The organism is Actinoallomurus acanthiterrae, from assembly GCF_054775715.1.
The window spans coordinates 9,094,695-9,112,059 of record NZ_BAAHCO010000001.1 but is presented as its reverse complement, the minus strand read 5'-3'; the positions used below and the strand labels follow the sequence as shown (position 1 = coordinate 9,112,059).

Sequence of the window (17,365 nt, the reverse complement as noted above, 5' to 3'; positions counted from 1 at the left end):
GACGCACCGGCAGGCCCACCGACCGGCCGGTGGGCCCTCCGGTCAGTCGATCAGCTCGCGTACGGTGTCGCGGTCGACGGCGCCGCAGTCGACCGCGCTCCGCAGCCGGGCGGTCAGCGCCGCGACGGTCGCCGGGTCGTCGAGGGCGCTCCCGTCGCCCTGCCCGGAACGGTGGGCGCGGAGCCGTTCGACGGTGTCGTCCAGGCCGTTCAGCAGGTAGGCGTACACCGCGGCGTACCGGCTCGGCAACTGCGCGGCGTGCTCGTCCCAGCCCTGGGAGAAGCCGTGCAGCAGGGAGTAGCGGACCATGCTCGCGTGCAGCCGCCAGGCCTTGTGCACGTCCTTGGTCTCCTCGCCGGCCGGGACGACGTTCGCCGATCCGTCCGCCAGCCGTACGCCGGTGCCGGCGAGGGCGACCTGCATGACGTGCCGGGCGTGGTCGCAGGCCGGGTGGTCGAGCCGCTGCTCCGACGGGGCCAGCCCGAGGGCGGCCGTGTAGCCGCGCACGCCGAAGTGGGCGGCGCTCAACCGCTTACCGGCGAGGGAGAGGATGTCCGGCAGAGCGGCGACCGACTGCGGGGTCTCGATCTGCACTTCAAAGCGCAGCAGCCCCTCCGGCAGGCCGATCTCCTCCTCGAACCGGCCGAGGAAATCGCCGAAGATCCGCACATGCTCGGGTGTCACGATCTTGGGGAACGTCATCACGAAGCCGCCCGGCAGCCGGCCGAGACGCTCGGCCAGGCCGGTGAGGAAGCCGTCGAGGGTGCGCATGGCACGCTCGTGCCCGCCGTCCGCGAACGACTTCACCCGCAGCCCCCAGTAGTACGGCAGGGACCGCGTCTCGTACGCCTGGGCGACCGCCTCGACGGCGGCGGCGACGTGCCCGTCCTCCTCGGCGTCGTCGCGGACGCCGTACCCGTCGGCGAAGTCGATGCGCAGGTCCTCCACGGGGTCGCGGGCGAGCTTGGCGGCGACCCGCTCCCGTACGGTGTCGCCGAGCGCCGCGTCGATGCCGAACGCGGCGGCCGCCACCGTGCCCTCGGCCGCGTGCGCGTCGAGGAGCCGCAGCGCCTCCTTGCCGAGGTCCGCGGTGGTCGTGGCGGTGAAGCGGTCCGCCGGGACGGCCACGGTGTGCACCGGTCGCCGCTGCTCCGGCTCGCCGGGGTACTGGCGTTCGTACTCGGCTCGCGCCTCTTCGACACGGGCGCTCAGGTCGTCGACAGAGGACAGGGTCAGCTTCACGGAGTTCCTTCCCAAAGACACCGCGTCACACGTTACCGATCCGGCCCGCCCGGCAACGTTCGATCACCGGCTGAGCGGACCCGATCCGGCCGCACGTCTCGAAAGTCTGATCACCGTCCGCGCCCACCGGTTCCCCCGACCACGGGAACGGAAGGTCAGGAGCCGACGACGCCCCAGGTGCCGCTGAACTCGGCGCCGGGCTCCAGCGTGATGAGATCCGTGCCGGTGACGAAGGCGTTCGGCGGGCAGGTCATCGGCTCCGCGCCCACTCCCTTACGCCGCATCTCCGCGGGCGTCTCGTCGGCGGTGTAGATCTCCAGCCACGGGTGCGCCTCGTCTACCCAGAGCGCGACCGCGTGGGTGCCGTCCGCCAGGCGCACCCACGCGCGCCCGTCCGCGTCACGGCGCAGCCCGGTGTACGGGTTGTCGATCTCCGTGGCGCCGAGCGGACGTCCTTCACGGAAGTCGTACGGGGTGCCGGCCACCTCCCGGGCGGTCGCCTCGGGGATGGCGCGGTCGTCCACCTCGAGATACCGGTCCGCGGGAATCGTGAGGTCGCACTCGTCCAGCGGGCGGCCGAGGGTGAGGTACGGGTGCGCGCCGTGCCCGTACGGCGCGGGCCGCGAACCGGCGTTGTGCGCCGACACGCGTACGGTCAGGCCCCGCTCGGCGTCGAGGGCGTACTCCAGGGCCAGGTCCAGCCGGAACGGATAGCCGGTGTGACCGAGCAGCCGGTGGGTGAGACGCACCCGGTGCGGCTCGTGCTCGGCCACCACCCAGGACTCCTGGCGGACGAGGCCGTGGATCGCGTTGTCGCGTTCGTGCTCGTTGATGGGCAGCTGGTACGCGTCGCCGCCGAACTCATAGCGTCCCCGGTCGATGCGGTTCGGCCAGGGCGCCAGCAGCTGCCCGGAGGCCGCGGGCGGCATCTCGTCCGGGCCGTGCGTGAGGATCAGCGGCCGGCCGTCCAGGGAGAGCGCGCGCAGTGCGCCGCCCTGCTCGGTGACGACGGCGGCGTACGGCCCGGCGGCGATCTCGTACTGGTTCCCCGAGAGTGTCATGCGTCGATTGTCGTCGACTCCGGAGGCGACGTCGCACCCGCCGCAAGGTGTCGCCGCGCGGACCGCCAGACCTCCTCGGCGTCGAACTCTCCGGCCGTCCAGGTCGTGGCTCTGATCGAGCCGCGCACCCGGTACCTGCGCATGATCTCCACGTGGGCCGGTAGTTTCACGAAGCCACGGAGCGCCCTGCCGTCGGCCCACACGGAGACCGAACCCACCCGCCGTTCCAGCGGTCGCGCCCAGAGCCACATGCCCACCGCGCCTTCCAGCTCCGGCCAGTACCGGCGCAGGCGGTACCCGGCACGGGCGATCCCCGGCAGATCGAGCAGCCGGTCGGCGGTGAAATCGGTGACGCTGACCAGCACCGATCCGCCCAGATCGGCGGCGGGGCCGGCCTTCCACGCGGAACGCAGCAGGTCCATGAGGCTCGAGCGTATTGATCACGACCGGCCACCAGAAGAGCCAATGGCGACGAACCGCGCTGGGCCGGTGCGCGTGGGCCGACGGCACGCCGGCCTTGTCGTCGATGCGGGGTCCTGCGGAGCGCGGCCGCCCGTGAACCGTGCCCGCCTCGCTCTGGCGGCGGTCAGCGTCCTGGAACCACCGAAAGCGTCGCGCCGGGGGAGCGGCGGCGGTCAGCCGTCCTGGTCGGTGCCCGGCCGCGGGGCGCTGAGCGCCAGGGCGGCACGGCAGCCGGTGAGCAGGCCCCAGGCGACGTCGGCGCCGGAGGTGTGCCTGATGTCGATGAGGCGGCGTGCGGCGGGCTCGAGGGGCTCCTGGCCGGCGATGCCGCGCAGCACCGCGGCGGTCTCCACGCTCGCCTGACCGCGCGCGGCGCACTGCAGCAGGGTCGCGGCCAGGGCGGTCGTGCGCTCGCACGCGTACGCGGTGACGGCGGCGCCCAGCCAGTCGGCGAGCCAGACGGCGCGTCCGCCGCCGGGCACGGCGCCGCCGAGCAGGCGCAGCGCGAGCAGGAGGCCGGCCAGCGCGTCGTCGCCGCTCGGCGTCAGACCCGGGCCGAGGCCGACGATCCGCTCGGCCGAATCGACCGCGTGGGCGAGGTCGCCGTCCGCGCAGCTGTCGGCGAGAACGCCCGGCATCGGGTGGCCGCTGAGGCCCCACGGCCCGGTCAGCTCGCCCAGCGCGCGGGCCCCGTGCGCGAGCCGGGCCAGCGACAGCGGCCCGAGCACCGGGGTGGGGTCCCACCAGCGACGGATGCGTACCCGCAGCCGCGTGGTGACCTCCACGCCACCGTCCCCGACGAACGCGACGTCACCCTCGCGGATGCCGCGGAACGGCTCCTGACGGGCCGGTGTCGCCAGGACCACGGCGTTGGGCGGCCGTACGGCGTCGGAGGTGACGAGCGCGAGGATGATCGGCTCGGTAGGCCCGTCGACCCGGAGATAGGCCGCCGAGGGGAACACGGCGACCGCGCGGGCGGCACGCCGCGGGCCGCCGAGCACGGCGCGGACACCGAGGCTGGCGGCGCCCGGCAGGCTCAAGGCGGGAGCGGTACGTGGGCCGCGCCGCCGACCGGCGGTGCTGGACACCCTCATCCGGACCTCCCGCGATGCGCTGGGTCGGATCGTCCCGGGGCCCGTCCGCGCCGCACGGGGCACCGGGATCGCCCCCGGCCATGGTCGTGAAGGTAATCCGGTGCGGGCCATGGCCGTATGGATAATTCTGCCAACGATGGTTGCCAGCGTTCGTATTTCTCGTCATCGTGTGATCGTTACCGGGGGGTCACTTCGGCAGATGGGGCGGCCATGTCGTCTTTTTCGGTACCTCGTCCTCCGACGCTTCGAATCGACGGCACCGGCACCCTGACCTACGGGCTGTCCGTCGGGGAGATTCTGGGCCTGTCCACGCTCGCGGACGCCCGGCTCGTCGCCGGGGCCGGCGGGCTCGGCCGCGTCGTACAGCGCCTGAACGTCATGGAGGTCCCGGACGTCCTCGCCTGGGTCAAGCCCAACGAGCTCCTGCTGACCACCGGCTATCCGCTCCGCAACACCCCTGAATCCCTCGATCACCTGGTCGGCGACCTCGACGCGTGCGGCCTCGCGGCCCTCGCGGTCAAACCCGGCCGCTATCTCGACCGCCTGCCGGCCGAGATGATCGACCAGGCCGACGGGCTCGACCTTCCGCTCATCGTGCTGCCCGAGGACGTCGGCTTCGACGACATCCTCAACCAGGTGCTCACCGACATCCTCAACCGGCAGGCCGCGGTCCTGGCGCGCGGCGAGGAGGTGCACCGGGCACTCCTGCAGATCGTGCTGTGCGGCGGCGGACTCCAGGATGTCACCGACGAGGTCGCCACCCTCCTGGGCTCGGCCGTCGCCGTACTGGACGGCGAAGGCCGGCGGCTCGCGGCCTCCGGCGACGAGGCACTCCTCGCCCGGCTGGGGACCACGCCGCCGGACGGCGGCGACCCGCCGCCCGACGCCGTCCCGCCGACCGCCGCCCCGCCCTTCCTCCGGGGAGCCGACGGGCCCGTTCCCTCCGTCGGGCCGGTCGCCTACGACGACCCGGGGGCGGCGGAGTTCGGCGGGCGCATCGCCGTGCCCGTCGTGGCGGGCGGCTTCACGTACGGCCGGATGGCGGCGATCGGAGTGCCGGCACCCGACGCCGGCATCCTCGAACGCGCCGCCACCGTCGTCGCCCTCGTCATCACCAAGCAGCAGGCCGTGTCCGCCGTGGAGAGCAAGTACCGCGCGGACTTCCTGCGCGACGTGCTCACCGGCAACACCGGCGACGACGAGCACGTCGTCGCCCACAGCACGAGCTTCGGCTGGGACCTCGGCCGCCCCTCCGCCGTCGTCGTCGCCGCCCTCGACCGCGGGCCCGCGCGCGGCCCGGAGGAACGCGTGCTCCAGGACCGGCTCGTCGCCGCCTGGACCTCGGCGGTCCGGCGCCGCGACCGCAGCGGCGCCGTGGCCGGTTTCTCGGGCGAGGTCGTCGCCGTGGTCGCCGCCGACGCGTGCGACGTCCAAGCGCTGGCGAAGGACGCCGCCGCGGTCTTCGCCGACCAGGAGCGGACCTTCTCGGTCGGGGTGAGCCGCGTCGCGGAGGTGTCCGCCGACCTGCCGTCCGCCTACGACCAGGCCGTCAAGGCGGTACGGGTCGGGCGGCAGATGCACGGCGACGGGGCCATCGTGCACTTCGATGAGCTCGGCGTCTTCCGGCTGCTCAGCCTGGTGGAGGACACCGCCGAGCTGCACGCCTTCGTCCGGGAGACCCTCGGCGAGCTCGCGGGGGACCAGGACCCGGAGGCGGTGGACCTGCGGCGCACGCTGCAGGTGCTGCTGGAGACCAACCTCAACGTCGCCGAGACCGCCCGCCGCCTGCACTTCCACTACAACACGCTCCGCTACCGCATCGGCAAACTGGAGCGCCTGCTGGGCCCGTTCACCGACGACGCCCACCTTCGCCTCAACCTCACCCTCGCGCTGCACGTCCTGCGCATGCGGGGGATCTGAGACCACCATGCCCGCGGCGCTCCTTCAGGTGTAGGTTCCGGCTTCGTTGCCTTCACCGTGTTGGGGGGATCGGTGACACAAGGGACGGTCTCAACCGCTCTCGCGCGGTTCGTACTGCATTCGTTGCGGGAGTTCGGCGTCGACACCGCGGCGTTGAGCCGCCGGGTCGGGCTCCCGGTCTGGGCGCTGGGCGACGACACCGTACGGGTGCCGACCTGGCAGCTGACCAAGCTGTGGCGGCTCGGCCACCTGGAGTCTCCCGATCCCCACCTCGGTCTACGGGTGGCGGGCCGGTGGAGCCGGGGGCGGCTGCATCTGCACGACTACCTGTTCGAGACGGCCGCGACGCTGGGCGAAGGGCTCACCACCGCCATCGGTTACGTCCATGTCGTCGGCGATGACGGCGGCGTCGACGACGTCGACGTGACCGGCGACGACAGGCAGCTGACGATCCGGTATCAAGCCCGGAGTCCCTTCCCGGAGACCAACGCGTTGATCGGTGAGTTCGCGCTCGGGGTGCTGTTGCGCCGGGCCCGGGACACACTCGGGGCGGAGGTCTCGCCGGTGCGTGTGGGTTTCTGCGGGGATCCGCCGCGCAGTCACCGCGACCTAGTCGCGGCGTTCGGGACTCCTCGGGTCGATTTCGGGCAGGACCGGACCACGATGACCTTCGCCCGGGCCGATCTGGAACAGCCGCTGCCGGGCGCCGATCCCGTGCTGGCCCAGATCCTGCGCGCGCAGGCCGACGCGATCACCGCGGCGCCCGGCCGTGCGCCGGAATGGCGTGACCTGCTGCGGGAGGCCATCGCCGCCGACCTGCGTGGCCGGACGGTGTCCCTGCGCGCGGTGGCGGGGCGGCTGGCCATGAGCCCGCGCAGTCTCCAGCGCCGTCTGGAGGAGGACGGCACCAGCTGGCGGGAGGAGGTCGACGCCGTACGGCGCGACCAGGCCGCCCGGCTGCTGCGGGAGGGGGCCTCGCGTACGGCCATGGCCGCACAGCTGGGGTACTCCGACGCTCGCGCCCTGCGCCGCGCGGTCCGGCGCTGGAACCTGACCACCTGACCACCCGACCGAGATCGGCGTGCGGGGTCCCCCTGTTGGCGCGTGCGGTCCTCCCCGGCCGGCGCCGTCCGCGGCAAGACTCGAGTAACGGTCGACCCTCCAACGTCCGGCGAGGGTCGGCCGTTCTTCGTCCGGTGACGCGACGGCCACCGGAAGTCACGCCGTCGGCGGGCGCGCGATCGTCCTCGTGCAGACTTAGACCTCGGAGGCGAACTGTCGACCACCCCCGGGGGGACTCCATGGCGATCGGCTGGAAGCTGCACGGCGACGGGCGCACACCCCCGCCGGGCCAGGTGGTCGCGCCGGACGAGCGCCTGTCCTGGGGCCGCACCGTCGGCATCGGCGCCCAGCATGTGATCGCCATGTTCGGCGCGACCTTCGTGTTCCCGGTCGTGATGGGCCTCGACCCGAACCTCGCGATCATGATGTCGGGCATCGCCACGGTCATGTTCCTGCTGATCACCGCCGGGAAGGTGCCCAGCTACCTCGGCACCAGCGCGTCCTTCGTCGGCGCGGTCGCCTCGATCCGCGCGGCGGGCGGCAGCACCGCGAACGTGACCGGTGCGATCCTCGTCGCAGGCGCGGTGCTGGCCGTGGCCGGCGTGGTCATCCACGTGCTCGGCGCCGGGATCATCCACCGGATCTTCCCGCCGGTCGTCACCGGCGCGGTCGTCATGCTGATCGGCTTCAACCTCGCCCCGGTCGTCGCGAACGTCTACTGGCCGCAGGACCAGTGGGTCGCGCTCGCCACCCTCGCCGTCGTCGTGCTGTGCGCCGTCGTGCTGCGCGGGTTCTGGGCGCGGATCGCCGTCCTGATCGGCCTGGTCTTCGGCTTCCTCCTGTCGTGGATCCTCGATAGGACCGCCGGCCGGATCACCGCGCCCGACGGCACCGGGAAGGTCACCTCCCACTTCCGCGTCGACCTGAGCAAGGTGAAGGCGGCGGACTGGTTCGGCCTCCCGCACTTCCACGCCCCCGATCTCAAGACCTCCGCGGTCCTCGTCGCCCTGCCGCCGGTCATCGCGCTCATCGCGGAGAACACCGGCCACGTCAAGGCCGTCGCCGCGATGACCCGCGCGGACCTCGACCCGTACATCGGCCGCGCCATCGCCGCCGACGGCATCGGCACGGTCCTGGCCGCCGGGGTCGGCGGCGCGCCCACCACCACGTACGCCGAGAACATCGGCGTCATGGCCGCCACCAGGATCTACTCGACCGCCGCGTACTACGTCGCCGCCATCGTGGCGATCCTCGTGGGCCTGTGCCCCAAGTTCGGCGCGCTGGTCGCCGCGACCCCCGGCGGCGTCCTCGGCGGCATCACGGTCGTGCTGTACGGGATGATCGGCCTGCTCGGCGCGAAGATCTGGATCGAGAACCGCGTCGACTTCGGCGACCCGGTCAACCTCGTCCCTGTCGCGGCGGGCATCATCCTGGCCATCGGCAACGTCACGCTGAAGATCACCAAGGACTTCCCGCTGCAGGGCATCGCCCTCGGCACCATCGCCGTCCTGCTCGGCTACCACGTCCTCAACGCCGTCCAGCGCGCCCCACACGACACCGGCGCCGGCGTCATCGCCCCCGGTGAACGCGACGTCATGCCCGACGCCCCCGGCCGCCACCCCGGCGAGCCGGAATGACGCCCGGTAAGCCGGCCGGGACCCCAACGGGCCGTCGACCCGCCGTCGGCAGCCCGCCTCGGTAGGGTGCGGAGGGACCACGGCCGTCCAGGATCGGAGCGAGAGATGTCGGTCATCGACAAGGTGGCGTGGATCCGGGTCGAGGGCGGCAGGATCCTCAGCACGCGCTCGTACGGCAAGGACGCCTACTACCTTCCCGGCGGCAAGCGCGAGGCGGGGGAGAGCGATGCTCAGACTCTGGCGCGAGAGATCGAGGAGGAGCTCACCGTCGCGATCGTTCCGGAGACCATCGCTCACCTCGGGACGTACGAGGCCCAGGCGCACGGTCATCCCGACGGCGTCACGGTCCGGATGACCTGCTACACCGGCGACTACCAGGGCACGCTCGCGCCCAGCAGCGAGATCGAGGAGGTCGTGTGGCTCTCCTATGCCGACCGCGACCGCGTCGCTCCGGTGGACCAGATCATCTTCGACGACCTGCGGGCCGCCGGACGGCTGACCTGATCTTCTACGGGGTGACCGTCAGCTCCCACAGACCTTTGGCCAGCGTGGTGAGGCCGCCGGCCAGGGCGAGCAGCAGCACGATCCGCCGCGCACGGCGTTCCGGTATGCGATCCCCGAGCGCGCGCCCGGCGACGGCGCCGCCCGCGAGCGCGGCCGTGACCAGCAGCCAGGCAGGGCCGGTGAGCCGCGGCACGCCCTTGACCAGCAGGGACAGGGCGTTCACGGCGACCCCGTAGAACTGTGCGTTCGGGACGAACTCCCGTACCGTCCAGTCGGCGTTCACCGCGTACAGCGAGATCGCCGGGCCGCCGACCCCGGCCGAGGAGTTCATGAAACCGCTCGCGGCGCCGGCGGCGACCGCACCTCCGGAACCTCTCAGCGCGGGCACCCGCGTGCCGAAGATCACAAGGAGCACCGCCGCGGTCACCAGCGCGCCCATCCCGGCGAGCAACTCCTGCTGAGGCAGCCGAGCGGCGACCCAGGCCCCGGCCGGCACGGTACAGGCGGCCGCGGCGACCAGCGGCACCATCGCGCTCAGCCGGACTCGCCGCCATCCGTCCACCAGCCCGATCACACTGATCACACCCGAGGCGGCGTTCGACAGCAGCACTCCCTCGGAGGGGCCGAGGAGCAGCACGAGCGCCGGCGCCGCGACCAGCGCGAAACCCATCCCGGCCAGCCGCTGGACGGACGCGCCCAGGAGGACGATGCCGCCCAGGAGCAGATCGGCGGCCCAGCCACCGGTCACGACGGATCATCCTCACGAAACACGGTCGAGAGCCTCCACCAGTGGTACGGCCTGGCTCAAGGTGTTTTCGAGGCGTGGGTGCATCGCGATCACGAGGAGGCCCGGGGGTGTGCCGATCACTCTGAGCATGATGGATCTTGGGCCGTGACCGGCGCTGAGGCGGAGCACCACCCGGGAGCGGCCCGGAAACGTCGTTTCCTTACGCCTGGGCCGAGTCACGAAGACCGTTCAGGAGCAGCCGATACCGAATCGGGCGCCGGGTGGAGTCCACCGGCGCCCGACTTTGGTCTGGTGTCAGTCGTCCCAGCCGTCGCCGCCCCAATCCCAGCCGCCGCCGCCCCAGTCGCAGCCGCCGCCGCCCCAGCAGCCGCGGCCGAAGCCGCGGCGGAAGCCGCCGTCCGCGACTGCGACATTGTTATTACTGTTGCGGACGTTGACCCCAACGTTGACCCGGTTGACATTCACGTTGGCGTTGCGGCTGTGGGCGTGATGCCGGTGTTTCCAGGTCGGGATCTGCGCCGATGCCGGTGAACTCATGAATATCAGGCCTGCGGCGGCTGCGAGCGCCAGCCCGCCGGCAGCGCTAGTCTCCTTAAGCATATTATCTCCTTGATGCCGGAAGTAGCCCTAAGGCCCCTTGCGTCCCATTTTGGGCGCTATAGCTTTGATTTCCGGTCCCTGATCTGGGTAGAGCAATTTCTGATTAAGTTCGGAATAAAATGGATAAGAGGTGAGAAGTGTAGAATCTGGCGTAAACTCTGGAATTTGGCATCTGTCCGTAAGTGGGCACGGGGGCCGCCGTCGGTGCCAGGCACGCTTCCCACTCCGCCCGTCATGGCGAGGACGGCCAGGACGACCGTCGCGACGGTCGCCCCGCGGGCTCGCGGAGACCTCGCCCGGCCGCCGCGTCGTCGGCCGGTTTGCACAGATCGTTGTCGGCTGTTAAAAGTCAGAGTCTTGGGTCGTGACTGGCGCTGAGGTGGAGCACCACCGGGGAGCGGCCCGGAAACGTCGTGCCGTGCGCCTGGGCCGAGTCGTGAAGACCGTTCAGGAGCAGCCGATGTCCCAGACGCAGACCGCCCGTCCCATGGATGGTGCGGGCCTCGCCCGCCGCATCGTCGAGCAGAGCACCGCCAGAGCCGCACAGATCACCCGCGAGAGCGGCACGCCGCCGTGCCTGGCGACCGTACTGGTCGGCGACGACCCCGCCTCGGTGACCTACGTCCGCATGAAGCGCAACCGGTCCGCGAAGGCCGGCATCGTCTCGCGGCACGTGGGCCTGCCCGCCGCCACGACGACGGCCGAACTGGTGGACGCCGTCACCGCCCTGTCGCAGGACCCGGAGGTGCACGGCATCCTGCTCCAGCACCCCGTCCCGTCGCACATCGACGAGCGAGCCGCGTTCGAGGCCATCGCCCCGGAGAAGGACGTCGACGGACTCACGCTGAGTTCGTTCGCCGCACTGAGCTTCGGGCTGCCGGGCTTCGTGCCCTGCACTCCCGGCGGCATCATGCGCCTGCTGGAGGAGTACGACGTCGACCCGGCGGGCAAGCACGCCGTCGTGGTCGGCCGCAGCGCCATCCTCGGCAAACCGGTCGGCATGCTGCTGCTCGCCGCGAACGCCACGGTCACGTACTGCCACTCGCGCACGACCGACCTCGCGTCGATCGTGCGGCAGGCCGACATCCTGGTCGCCGCCGTCGGCCGGCCGTGTTTCATCCACGGCGAGGACATCAAACCCGGAGCCGTCGTGATCGACGCCGGGTACAACCCCGGCAACGTCGGTGACGTGGACTTCGAGACCGCCGCGACCCGCGCGAGCCTCATCACCCCGGTCCCCGGCGGCGTCGGCCCCATGACGATCGCCGTCCTCCTCGCCCAGACCGTGGACGCGGCGGCCCGGCAACTGGGCCTGGGATCTCGCTGATCATGCGGCGGTGAGCGTCCACTCCAGGTACGGACGCTCCCGGAACCTCGGCATGCGGATGATCAGCGTGTGCACCCCGCGGGTGAGCCCGGGGAGGAGGACCCAGTACCCGCGGTCGCTGACCAGCGTCCCGTCGCGCATCCCCGATCCGGGCACCGCGTGCAGGCGGTACGGCCGATCGTTCGCTATCTCGGTCGGTGTCAGGGGCCGGCCATCGAGCCGTACGTCCATTGGACCCGGATCGGGCAACGGCTCCCAAGGCGATGGGAGGCCGGCGGCGGCGATTCCTACATAGACCGGCGCAAGGATCGGTCGGCCCGCGGCGACGTCGCAGCGCCGGTGCGGGCCGCCCGTATTCAAACCGCCTCCGAGCAGCCAGATGTCGGCCGGCTGCTGCAGCCCGCACCCTTTAGGGGCGGAGTACGCCGTGCGCGGCATGGCCACGGAGCGCCGCCACCATCGTCGAACCGTGTCGTGCAGGTCAACGGACACGGTGGGGGTGAGCGTGCTCGGCGACGGGGATACAGCCGCCCGGCCGGCGGGCCTGGCCGTGTGATGAACGCAACCCGCTGTGACCAGTAGGACGGCCGCGGCCATCGCCGGACGAACGCGCACGTCTTTTCTCCGCCTATGCGTTGATGACAGCCAAGTGATTTTACGCCGCACGACTCTGAGACGCCCCGGTGTTCGCGGCCCCGACGCCGGGCTGTTGCCGTCTGTTCGGCGCAGGCTGTTGAATCGTGGGGGATCGAGCAGCGGCACGTGGTCATGTTCCTCGCGGCGGCGCTTATCCTCGATCGGTTACTCGAACACAGGGGGAGACGTGCCTGACCTGTCGACCTTCGCGGAGGCGGCCATGTCGCCGGCCGAGCTCCGCGGTTTCCTGCGTGGTCTGCCGGCGGTGGATCAGGTGGGGGCGGAGGAGCGGGCCGCGCGGTTGGCGACGCGTTCGATCAAGACGTCGGCGAAGGCGTTCGCGATCGATCTGGCGATCTCGATGGTGGATTTGACGACGCTGGAGGGTGCGGACACTCCTGGCAAGGTGCGGGCGTTGTGTGCGAAGGCGGCGCATCCGGATCCGGGTGATGTGAGTGTGCCGAGGGTCGCGGCCGTGTGTGTCTACTCCGACCTGGTGGGTGAGGCGGTCCGGGCCCTGAAGGGCACCGGGGTCGGGGTGGCGAGTGTGGCGACGGCGTTTCCGTCGGGGCGTGCGCCGTTGGAGGCCAAGCTCGCCGACACTCGCCGGGCGATCGGTGATGGGGCGTCGGAGATCGACATGGTGATCGATCGGGGTGCGTTCTTGGCGGGCGATTACCAGAAGGTGTTCGAGGAGATCGTCGCGGTCAAGGCCGAGTGCGGTGACGTGCACCTGAAGGTGATCTTGGAGACTGGTGAGTTGGTCACCTACGACAATGTGCGCCGCGCGTCGTGGCTGGCGATGCTGGCTGGGGCCGATTTCATCAAGACGAGTACGGGCAAGGTGAGTCCGGCCGCGACGTTGCCGGTGACGCTGGTGATGCTCGAGGCGGTGCGTGACTTCCGGGCGCGGACCGGTCGCCAGGTGGGCGTCAAGCCTGCGGGTGGGATCCGGACGACCAAGGACGCGATCAAGTACCTGGTGCTGGTGAATGAGACGGCGGGGCCGGACTGGCTGACGCCGGAGTGGTTCCGCCTTGGGGCGTCGAGCCTGCTGAATGACCTGCTGATGCAGCGCCGCAAGCTGACGACCGGCGTGTACGGCGGTCCTGACTACTTCACTCTCGACTGAGGCAGACATGACTTTCGAGTACGCCCCCGCGCCGGAGTCACGGGACATCGTCGACATCAAGCCGTCGTACGGCCTGTTCGTCGACGGGGAGTTCGTCGAGGCGAAGAACTCCTTCAAAACGATCAACCCGGCCACCGAGGAGGCCCTGGCCGAGGTCGCCGAGGCGAGCGCCGACGACGTGGACCGCGCGGTCGCGGCCGCCCGCCGCGCCTACGACACGGTGTGGGGTCCGATGCCGGGCGCGGAACGGGCGAAGTATCTGTTCCGGATCGCGCGGTTGATCCAGGAACGCTCCCGCGAGCTGGCGGTCCTGGAGTCGATCGACAACGGCAAGCCGATCCGTGAGTCGCGGGATGTGGACCTGCCGTTGGTCGCGGCGCATTTCTTCTACTACGCGGGGTGGGCCGACAAACTCGGCCACGCCGGGTTCGGTGCCGACCCGAAGCCGCTGGGTGTGGCGGGGCAGGTGATCCCGTGGAACTTCCCGCTGCTGATGCTGGCGTGGAAGATCGCGCCGGCGCTGGCGTGCGGGAACACCGTGGTGCTCAAACCGGCGGAGACGACGCCGCTGAGTGCGCTGGCGTTCGCCGAGATCTGCGTCCAAGCGGGCCTGCCGCCCGGTGTGGTGAACATTGTGACCGGGGCGGGGGAGACCGGCCGTGCGCTGGTCGAGCATCCCGGGGTCGACAAGGTCGCTTTCACCGGTTCGACCGAGGTCGGCCGGCAGATCGCCCGCTCGGTGGCGGGCACGGCCAAGAAACTCACACTCGAGTTGGGTGGTAAGGCCGCCAACATCGTCTTTGATGACGCGCCGCTGGACCAGGCGGTGGAGGGGATCGTGAATGGGATCTTCTTCAACCAGGGCCACGTGTGCTGCGCCGGGTCACGTCTGCTCGTCCAGGAATCGGTCGCCGAGGAGCTCCTCGATCGGCTGAAGGCGCGGATGGCGACGCTGCGGGTCGGTGATCCGCTGGATAAGAACACCGATGTCGGTGCGATCAACTCCGCCGCGCAGCTCGCGAGGATCCGTGAGCTGTCTCAGGCGGGTGAGGCCGAAGGCGCGACCCGCTGGTCCCCGGCGTGTGAGCTGCCCGAGCGGGGGTTCTGGTTCGTCCCGACGGTGTTCACGAACGTGGCGGCCTCGCATCGGATCGCGCGGGAGGAGATCTTCGGTCCGGTCTTGTCGGTGCTGAGTTTCCGGACGCCGGGTGAGGCGCTGGAGAAGGCCAACAACACCCCGTACGGCCTGTCGGCGGGGATCTGGACCGACAAGGGATCACGGATCTTGTGGATGGCCGAGCGTCTGCGGGCGGGGGTGGTGTGGGCGAACACGTTCAACAAGTTCGACCCGGCCTCCCCGTTCGGTGGGTACAAGGAGTCCGGTTTCGGGCGTGAGGGTGGACGGCACGGACTGGAGGCGTACCTGCGATGAGCGAGCGACTGAGTGTCCGTAAGACCTACAAGTTGTTCATCGGGGGCGCGTTCCCCCGGTCCGAGTCCGGCAGGACGTTTGCGGTGAATGATGCCAAGGGCAGGTTCGTGGTCAACGCCGCCCGCGCCTCGCGCAAGGACGTCCGGGACGCGGTGGTGGCCGCGCGCAAGGCCCAGTCCGGCTGGGCGGGGCGGACCGGTTACAACCGGGGGCAGATCCTCTACCGCATCGCCGAGATGCTGGAGGGCCGCGCTGGCCAGTTCGTCGAGGAACTGCGCGCGACCGGGCTGGGCAAGACCGCGGCCACCGAACAGGTGGAGGCGGCGATCGACCGGTGGGTCTGGTACGCCGGATGGGCCGACAAGATCGCCCAGGTGACCGGGTCGGCGAACGCGGTGTCCGGGCCGTTCTTCAACTTCTCCACCCCCGAACCCACCGGCGTCGTCGCCGTGATCGCGCCGGACTCGTCGCTGCTGGGGCTGGTGTCGGTGCTCGCTCCGGTGATCGTGACCGGCAACACCGCGGTCGTCGTGGCTTCGGAACCCGCGCCCCTCCCAGCGATCACCCTGGCCGAGGTGCTCGCCACCAGCGACCTGCCCGGCGGCGTCGTCAACCTCCTCACCGGGCAGCGCGCCGAGCTGGCGCCCTGGCTGGCCTCCCACCAGGACGTCAACGCCCTCGACCTGACCGGCGCACCCACCGACCTGGCCACCGACTGCGAACGAGCGGCGGCCGACACCCTCAAGCGGGTGCACCACCCGGCCGCCGACGACTGGACCACCGACCCCGGCACCGCCCGCATCACGGCGTTCCTGGAGACCAAGACCGTCTGGCACCCCGTCGGTATCTGATCCGCTTCGACGCGCTGCGCTCCATGCACCCGGCATGGAGCGCAGCGGCGTAAAGCCACTTCCAAGCGGCTCGGCGCTTCGTGGAGGAGTAGTCGACCTGTCCTACCGGCCGCTAATTGTCCTGCCAGCGGTCCTTCGGGGTCGGTCCGGCGAACTCGTCCGGGTCCTCCTCCGCAGAGGCGATCGTCTCCCAGAAGGCGGCGTGGGCCTGCTCGTGCAGGATCCCCAGGGACAGCATGCGCTCGCGAGACACACTGGAGGCGTCGTCCGGCTCGAGCGCGGCGCGCCGCTGTTCGTACGCCCTCATCAGCTCACGATGCTGCCGTGCCTGGGTCCGCGCGAGGTTGACCAGGTCGGCGGGGTCGCCGAGGTCGGCGAAGGCCAGCCTGAGCTGGGCCGGGTCACGGAACTCCGCCTGCGGGACCGCCGGGGCCGCCAGCCATTCGCGTAGCGTCCGCTCGCCCGCCGGGGTGAGGTGGAAGAAGCGGCGGTGCCGCCCGCCCTCCTCGGTCTCCTCGGTCAGCAGGCCCATCTCCGCCAGCCGGGGCGGATCGCGGTAGAGCTGCGCGTGAGGGATCGGCCAGAAGGGGACGATGGTCTCCTCGACGCGCGCCTTCAGCTCGTACGGGGTCATCGGGCCGTGGCGGGCGATCAGGCCGAGCACGACGTACGCCGACATGCTCAACTCCACACGCGCCTCCCGTTGACACCGTCTCACTGAGACCATACTTTCGTCTCCTCGATACCGTATCAATGAGACTGTTGAGGTGCTCATGTACGTCCATCCCGAACTCGCGGACATCTTCGCGGGGCTCCCGGCGCGCCCGGCGAACCCCTACGCCGACATCGAGGCCACCCGCGCGAACTTCGCCGCGCTGATGGCCCCGCGGATGGGTCCGGACCACCGCGTCACCATTGAAGGCGCGACCATCCCGGGACCGGACGGCAACAAGATCGACATGCAGGTCATCCGACCCGCCGACGCCGCCGAGGGCGAGGTCCTCCCCGGCGTCCTCTATATCCATGGCGGCGGCTTCGCGTACGGCGAGTTGGACGGGCCGAGCCCGATGGCGCGCGACACCTGCGCCGAGGCTCGCGCCGTCGTCGTCAACGTGAACTACCGGCTCGCGCCGGAGCACCGCTTTCCCGCCGGGGTCGAGGACTGCTACGCGGCGCTGTCCTGGATGGCGGACCGCGCCGGCGGACTCGGCGTCGACCCGGGCCGGATCGCCGTCGCGGGCGCGTCCGCGGGCGGCTGCCTCAGCGCTGCCATGGCTCTCATGACGCGGGACCGGCAGGGGCCGCCCATCGCCTACCAGTGCCTGTTGATCCCGGTTCTCGACGACCGGGGCACGACCGCCTCATGCCGAAATGTCACCGACCGGAGGACCATCAATGGTCCTGGCGTCGTCCACACCTGGGACACCTATCTCGGCCCGGACCGCGGTGAGGCCTCACCGTACGCCGCGCCGGCCCGGGCGGAGGACCTGCGCGGCCTGCCGCCGGCGTACGTCCTCACCTGCGGGATGGACCCTCTCCGCGACGAAGGCGTGGACTACGCCCGGAGGCTGGTCGAGGCGGACGTCCCCGTCGAACTGCCCACGTGCCGGGCGCCTGGCACTTCTTCGAGGCGTACGCGCCGGACAGCGCGATCGCG

The 17,365-nt window shown here is 71.1% G+C and carries 16 protein-coding genes, 1 pseudogene and 1 riboswitch; of the genes and pseudogenes, 9 read left to right on the top strand and 8 right to left on the bottom strand.

What is annotated here, in order from left to right; all coding sequences use genetic code 11:
- Positions 1-42: 42 nt before the first annotated feature.
- The 4 genes from ACYVF7_RS42875 to ACYVF7_RS42860 all read right to left on the bottom strand — a co-directional run bounded on the left by ACYVF7_RS42875 (position 43) and on the right by ACYVF7_RS42860 (position 3,859).
- Positions 43-1,242 carry a DUF6986 family protein gene (locus ACYVF7_RS42875; protein WP_460351719.1) on the bottom strand — a complete coding sequence of 400 codons (1,200 nt, stop codon included), beginning with the start codon at positions 1,240-1,242 and terminating at the stop codon, positions 43-45.
- Between the two features lie 155 nt (positions 1,243-1,397).
- On the bottom strand, positions 1,398-2,303 hold the full coding sequence (locus ACYVF7_RS42870) for an aldose 1-epimerase family protein (protein WP_460351718.1): 906 nt from the start codon (positions 2,301-2,303) through the stop codon (positions 1,398-1,400).
- The gene (locus ACYVF7_RS42865; protein ID WP_460351717.1) at positions 2,300-2,725 is read right to left on the bottom strand and encodes a hypothetical protein; all 426 of its coding nucleotides are present in this window, start codon (positions 2,723-2,725) and stop codon (positions 2,300-2,302) included. Before ACYVF7_RS42865 ends, ACYVF7_RS42870 begins: the two co-directional genes overlap by 4 nt.
- A 213-nt stretch (positions 2,726-2,938) precedes the next feature.
- On the bottom strand, positions 2,939-3,859 hold the full coding sequence (locus ACYVF7_RS42860) for an oxamate carbamoyltransferase subunit AllH family protein (RefSeq protein ID WP_460351716.1): 921 nt from the start codon (positions 3,857-3,859) through the stop codon (positions 2,939-2,941).
- 210 nt (positions 3,860-4,069) lie between these two features.
- On the opposite strand from ACYVF7_RS42860, the gene ACYVF7_RS42855 reads away from it, so the two are divergent.
- From ACYVF7_RS42855 to ACYVF7_RS42840, 4 genes are all read left to right on the top strand, one after another.
- The gene (locus ACYVF7_RS42855; protein WP_460351715.1) at positions 4,070-5,779 is read left to right on the top strand and encodes a PucR family transcriptional regulator; all 1,710 of its coding nucleotides are present in this window, start codon (positions 4,070-4,072) and stop codon (positions 5,777-5,779) included.
- Positions 5,780-5,851: 72 nt separating this feature from the next.
- Positions 5,852-6,841, top strand: a complete 990-nt coding sequence (locus ACYVF7_RS42850) for an AraC family transcriptional regulator (protein ID WP_460351714.1) — start codon at positions 5,852-5,854, stop codon at positions 6,839-6,841.
- Positions 6,842-7,080: 239 nt separating this feature from the next.
- Positions 7,081-8,478 (top strand): uracil-xanthine permease family protein, encoded by a 1,398-nt coding sequence (locus ACYVF7_RS42845; RefSeq protein ID WP_460351713.1) that lies wholly within the window; start codon positions 7,081-7,083, stop codon positions 8,476-8,478.
- 105 nt (positions 8,479-8,583) lie between these two features.
- Positions 8,584-8,982: an NUDIX hydrolase gene (locus ACYVF7_RS42840; RefSeq protein ID WP_460351712.1), complete on the top strand. Its 399-nt coding sequence runs from the start codon at positions 8,584-8,586 to the stop codon at positions 8,980-8,982.
- Positions 8,983-8,986: 4 nt separating this feature from the next.
- On the opposite strand, the gene ACYVF7_RS42835 is transcribed toward ACYVF7_RS42840, so the two are convergent.
- The gene (locus ACYVF7_RS42835) at positions 8,987-9,730 is read right to left on the bottom strand and encodes a TSUP family transporter (RefSeq protein WP_460351711.1); all 744 of its coding nucleotides are present in this window, start codon (positions 9,728-9,730) and stop codon (positions 8,987-8,989) included.
- 294 nt (positions 9,731-10,024) lie between these two features.
- Positions 10,025-10,330, bottom strand: coding sequence for a hypothetical protein (locus tag ACYVF7_RS42830; protein WP_460351710.1), 306 nt, complete (start codon positions 10,328-10,330; stop codon positions 10,025-10,027).
- Between the two features lie 354 nt (positions 10,331-10,684).
- Positions 10,685-10,767: riboswitch (ZMP/ZTP riboswitch) on the top strand.
- 23 nt (positions 10,768-10,790) lie between these two features.
- On the opposite strand from ACYVF7_RS42830, the gene ACYVF7_RS42825 reads away from it, so the two are divergent.
- Positions 10,791-11,657 (top strand): bifunctional 5,10-methylenetetrahydrofolate dehydrogenase/5,10-methenyltetrahydrofolate cyclohydrolase, encoded by an 867-nt coding sequence (locus ACYVF7_RS42825; protein ID WP_460351709.1) that lies wholly within the window; start codon positions 10,791-10,793, stop codon positions 11,655-11,657.
- Here ACYVF7_RS42825 and ACYVF7_RS42820 read toward each other — a convergent pair whose 3' ends face one another.
- Positions 11,658-12,149 carry a hypothetical protein gene (locus tag ACYVF7_RS42820; RefSeq protein ID WP_460351708.1) on the bottom strand — a complete coding sequence of 164 codons (492 nt, stop codon included), beginning with the start codon at positions 12,147-12,149 and terminating at the stop codon, positions 11,658-11,660.
- A gap of 364 nt (positions 12,150-12,513) precedes the next feature.
- Between ACYVF7_RS42820 and deoC the strand changes: the two genes are divergently transcribed.
- The 3 genes from deoC to ACYVF7_RS42805 are packed head-to-tail and all read left to right on the top strand — an operon-like array spanning position 12,514 to position 15,708.
- Entirely contained in the window at positions 12,514-13,425 is a 912-nt protein-coding gene (gene deoC / locus ACYVF7_RS42815; RefSeq protein WP_460358430.1) for a deoxyribose-phosphate aldolase, read from the top strand.
- A gap of 7 nt (positions 13,426-13,432) precedes the next feature.
- Positions 13,433-14,857 carry an aldehyde dehydrogenase family protein gene (locus ACYVF7_RS42810; RefSeq protein ID WP_460351707.1) on the top strand — a complete coding sequence of 475 codons (1,425 nt, stop codon included), beginning with the start codon at positions 13,433-13,435 and terminating at the stop codon, positions 14,855-14,857.
- Positions 14,854-15,708: an aldehyde dehydrogenase family protein gene (locus tag ACYVF7_RS42805; protein ID WP_460351706.1), complete on the top strand. Its 855-nt coding sequence runs from the start codon at positions 14,854-14,856 to the stop codon at positions 15,706-15,708. The genes ACYVF7_RS42810 and ACYVF7_RS42805 overlap by 4 nt, the downstream gene beginning before the upstream one ends.
- Positions 15,709-15,820: 112 nt before the next feature.
- On the opposite strand, the gene ACYVF7_RS42800 is transcribed toward ACYVF7_RS42805, so the two are convergent.
- A complete protein-coding gene (locus ACYVF7_RS42800; RefSeq protein WP_460351705.1) occupies positions 15,821-16,399 on the bottom strand; it encodes a PadR family transcriptional regulator in 579 nt (192 codons plus the stop codon).
- Positions 16,400-16,481: 82 nt separating this feature from the next.
- Between ACYVF7_RS42800 and ACYVF7_RS42795 the strand changes: the two are divergent.
- Positions 16,482-17,294, top strand: a pseudogene (locus ACYVF7_RS42795) (alpha/beta hydrolase); the annotation flags it as partial.
- Positions 17,295-17,365: the final 71 nt, after the last annotated feature.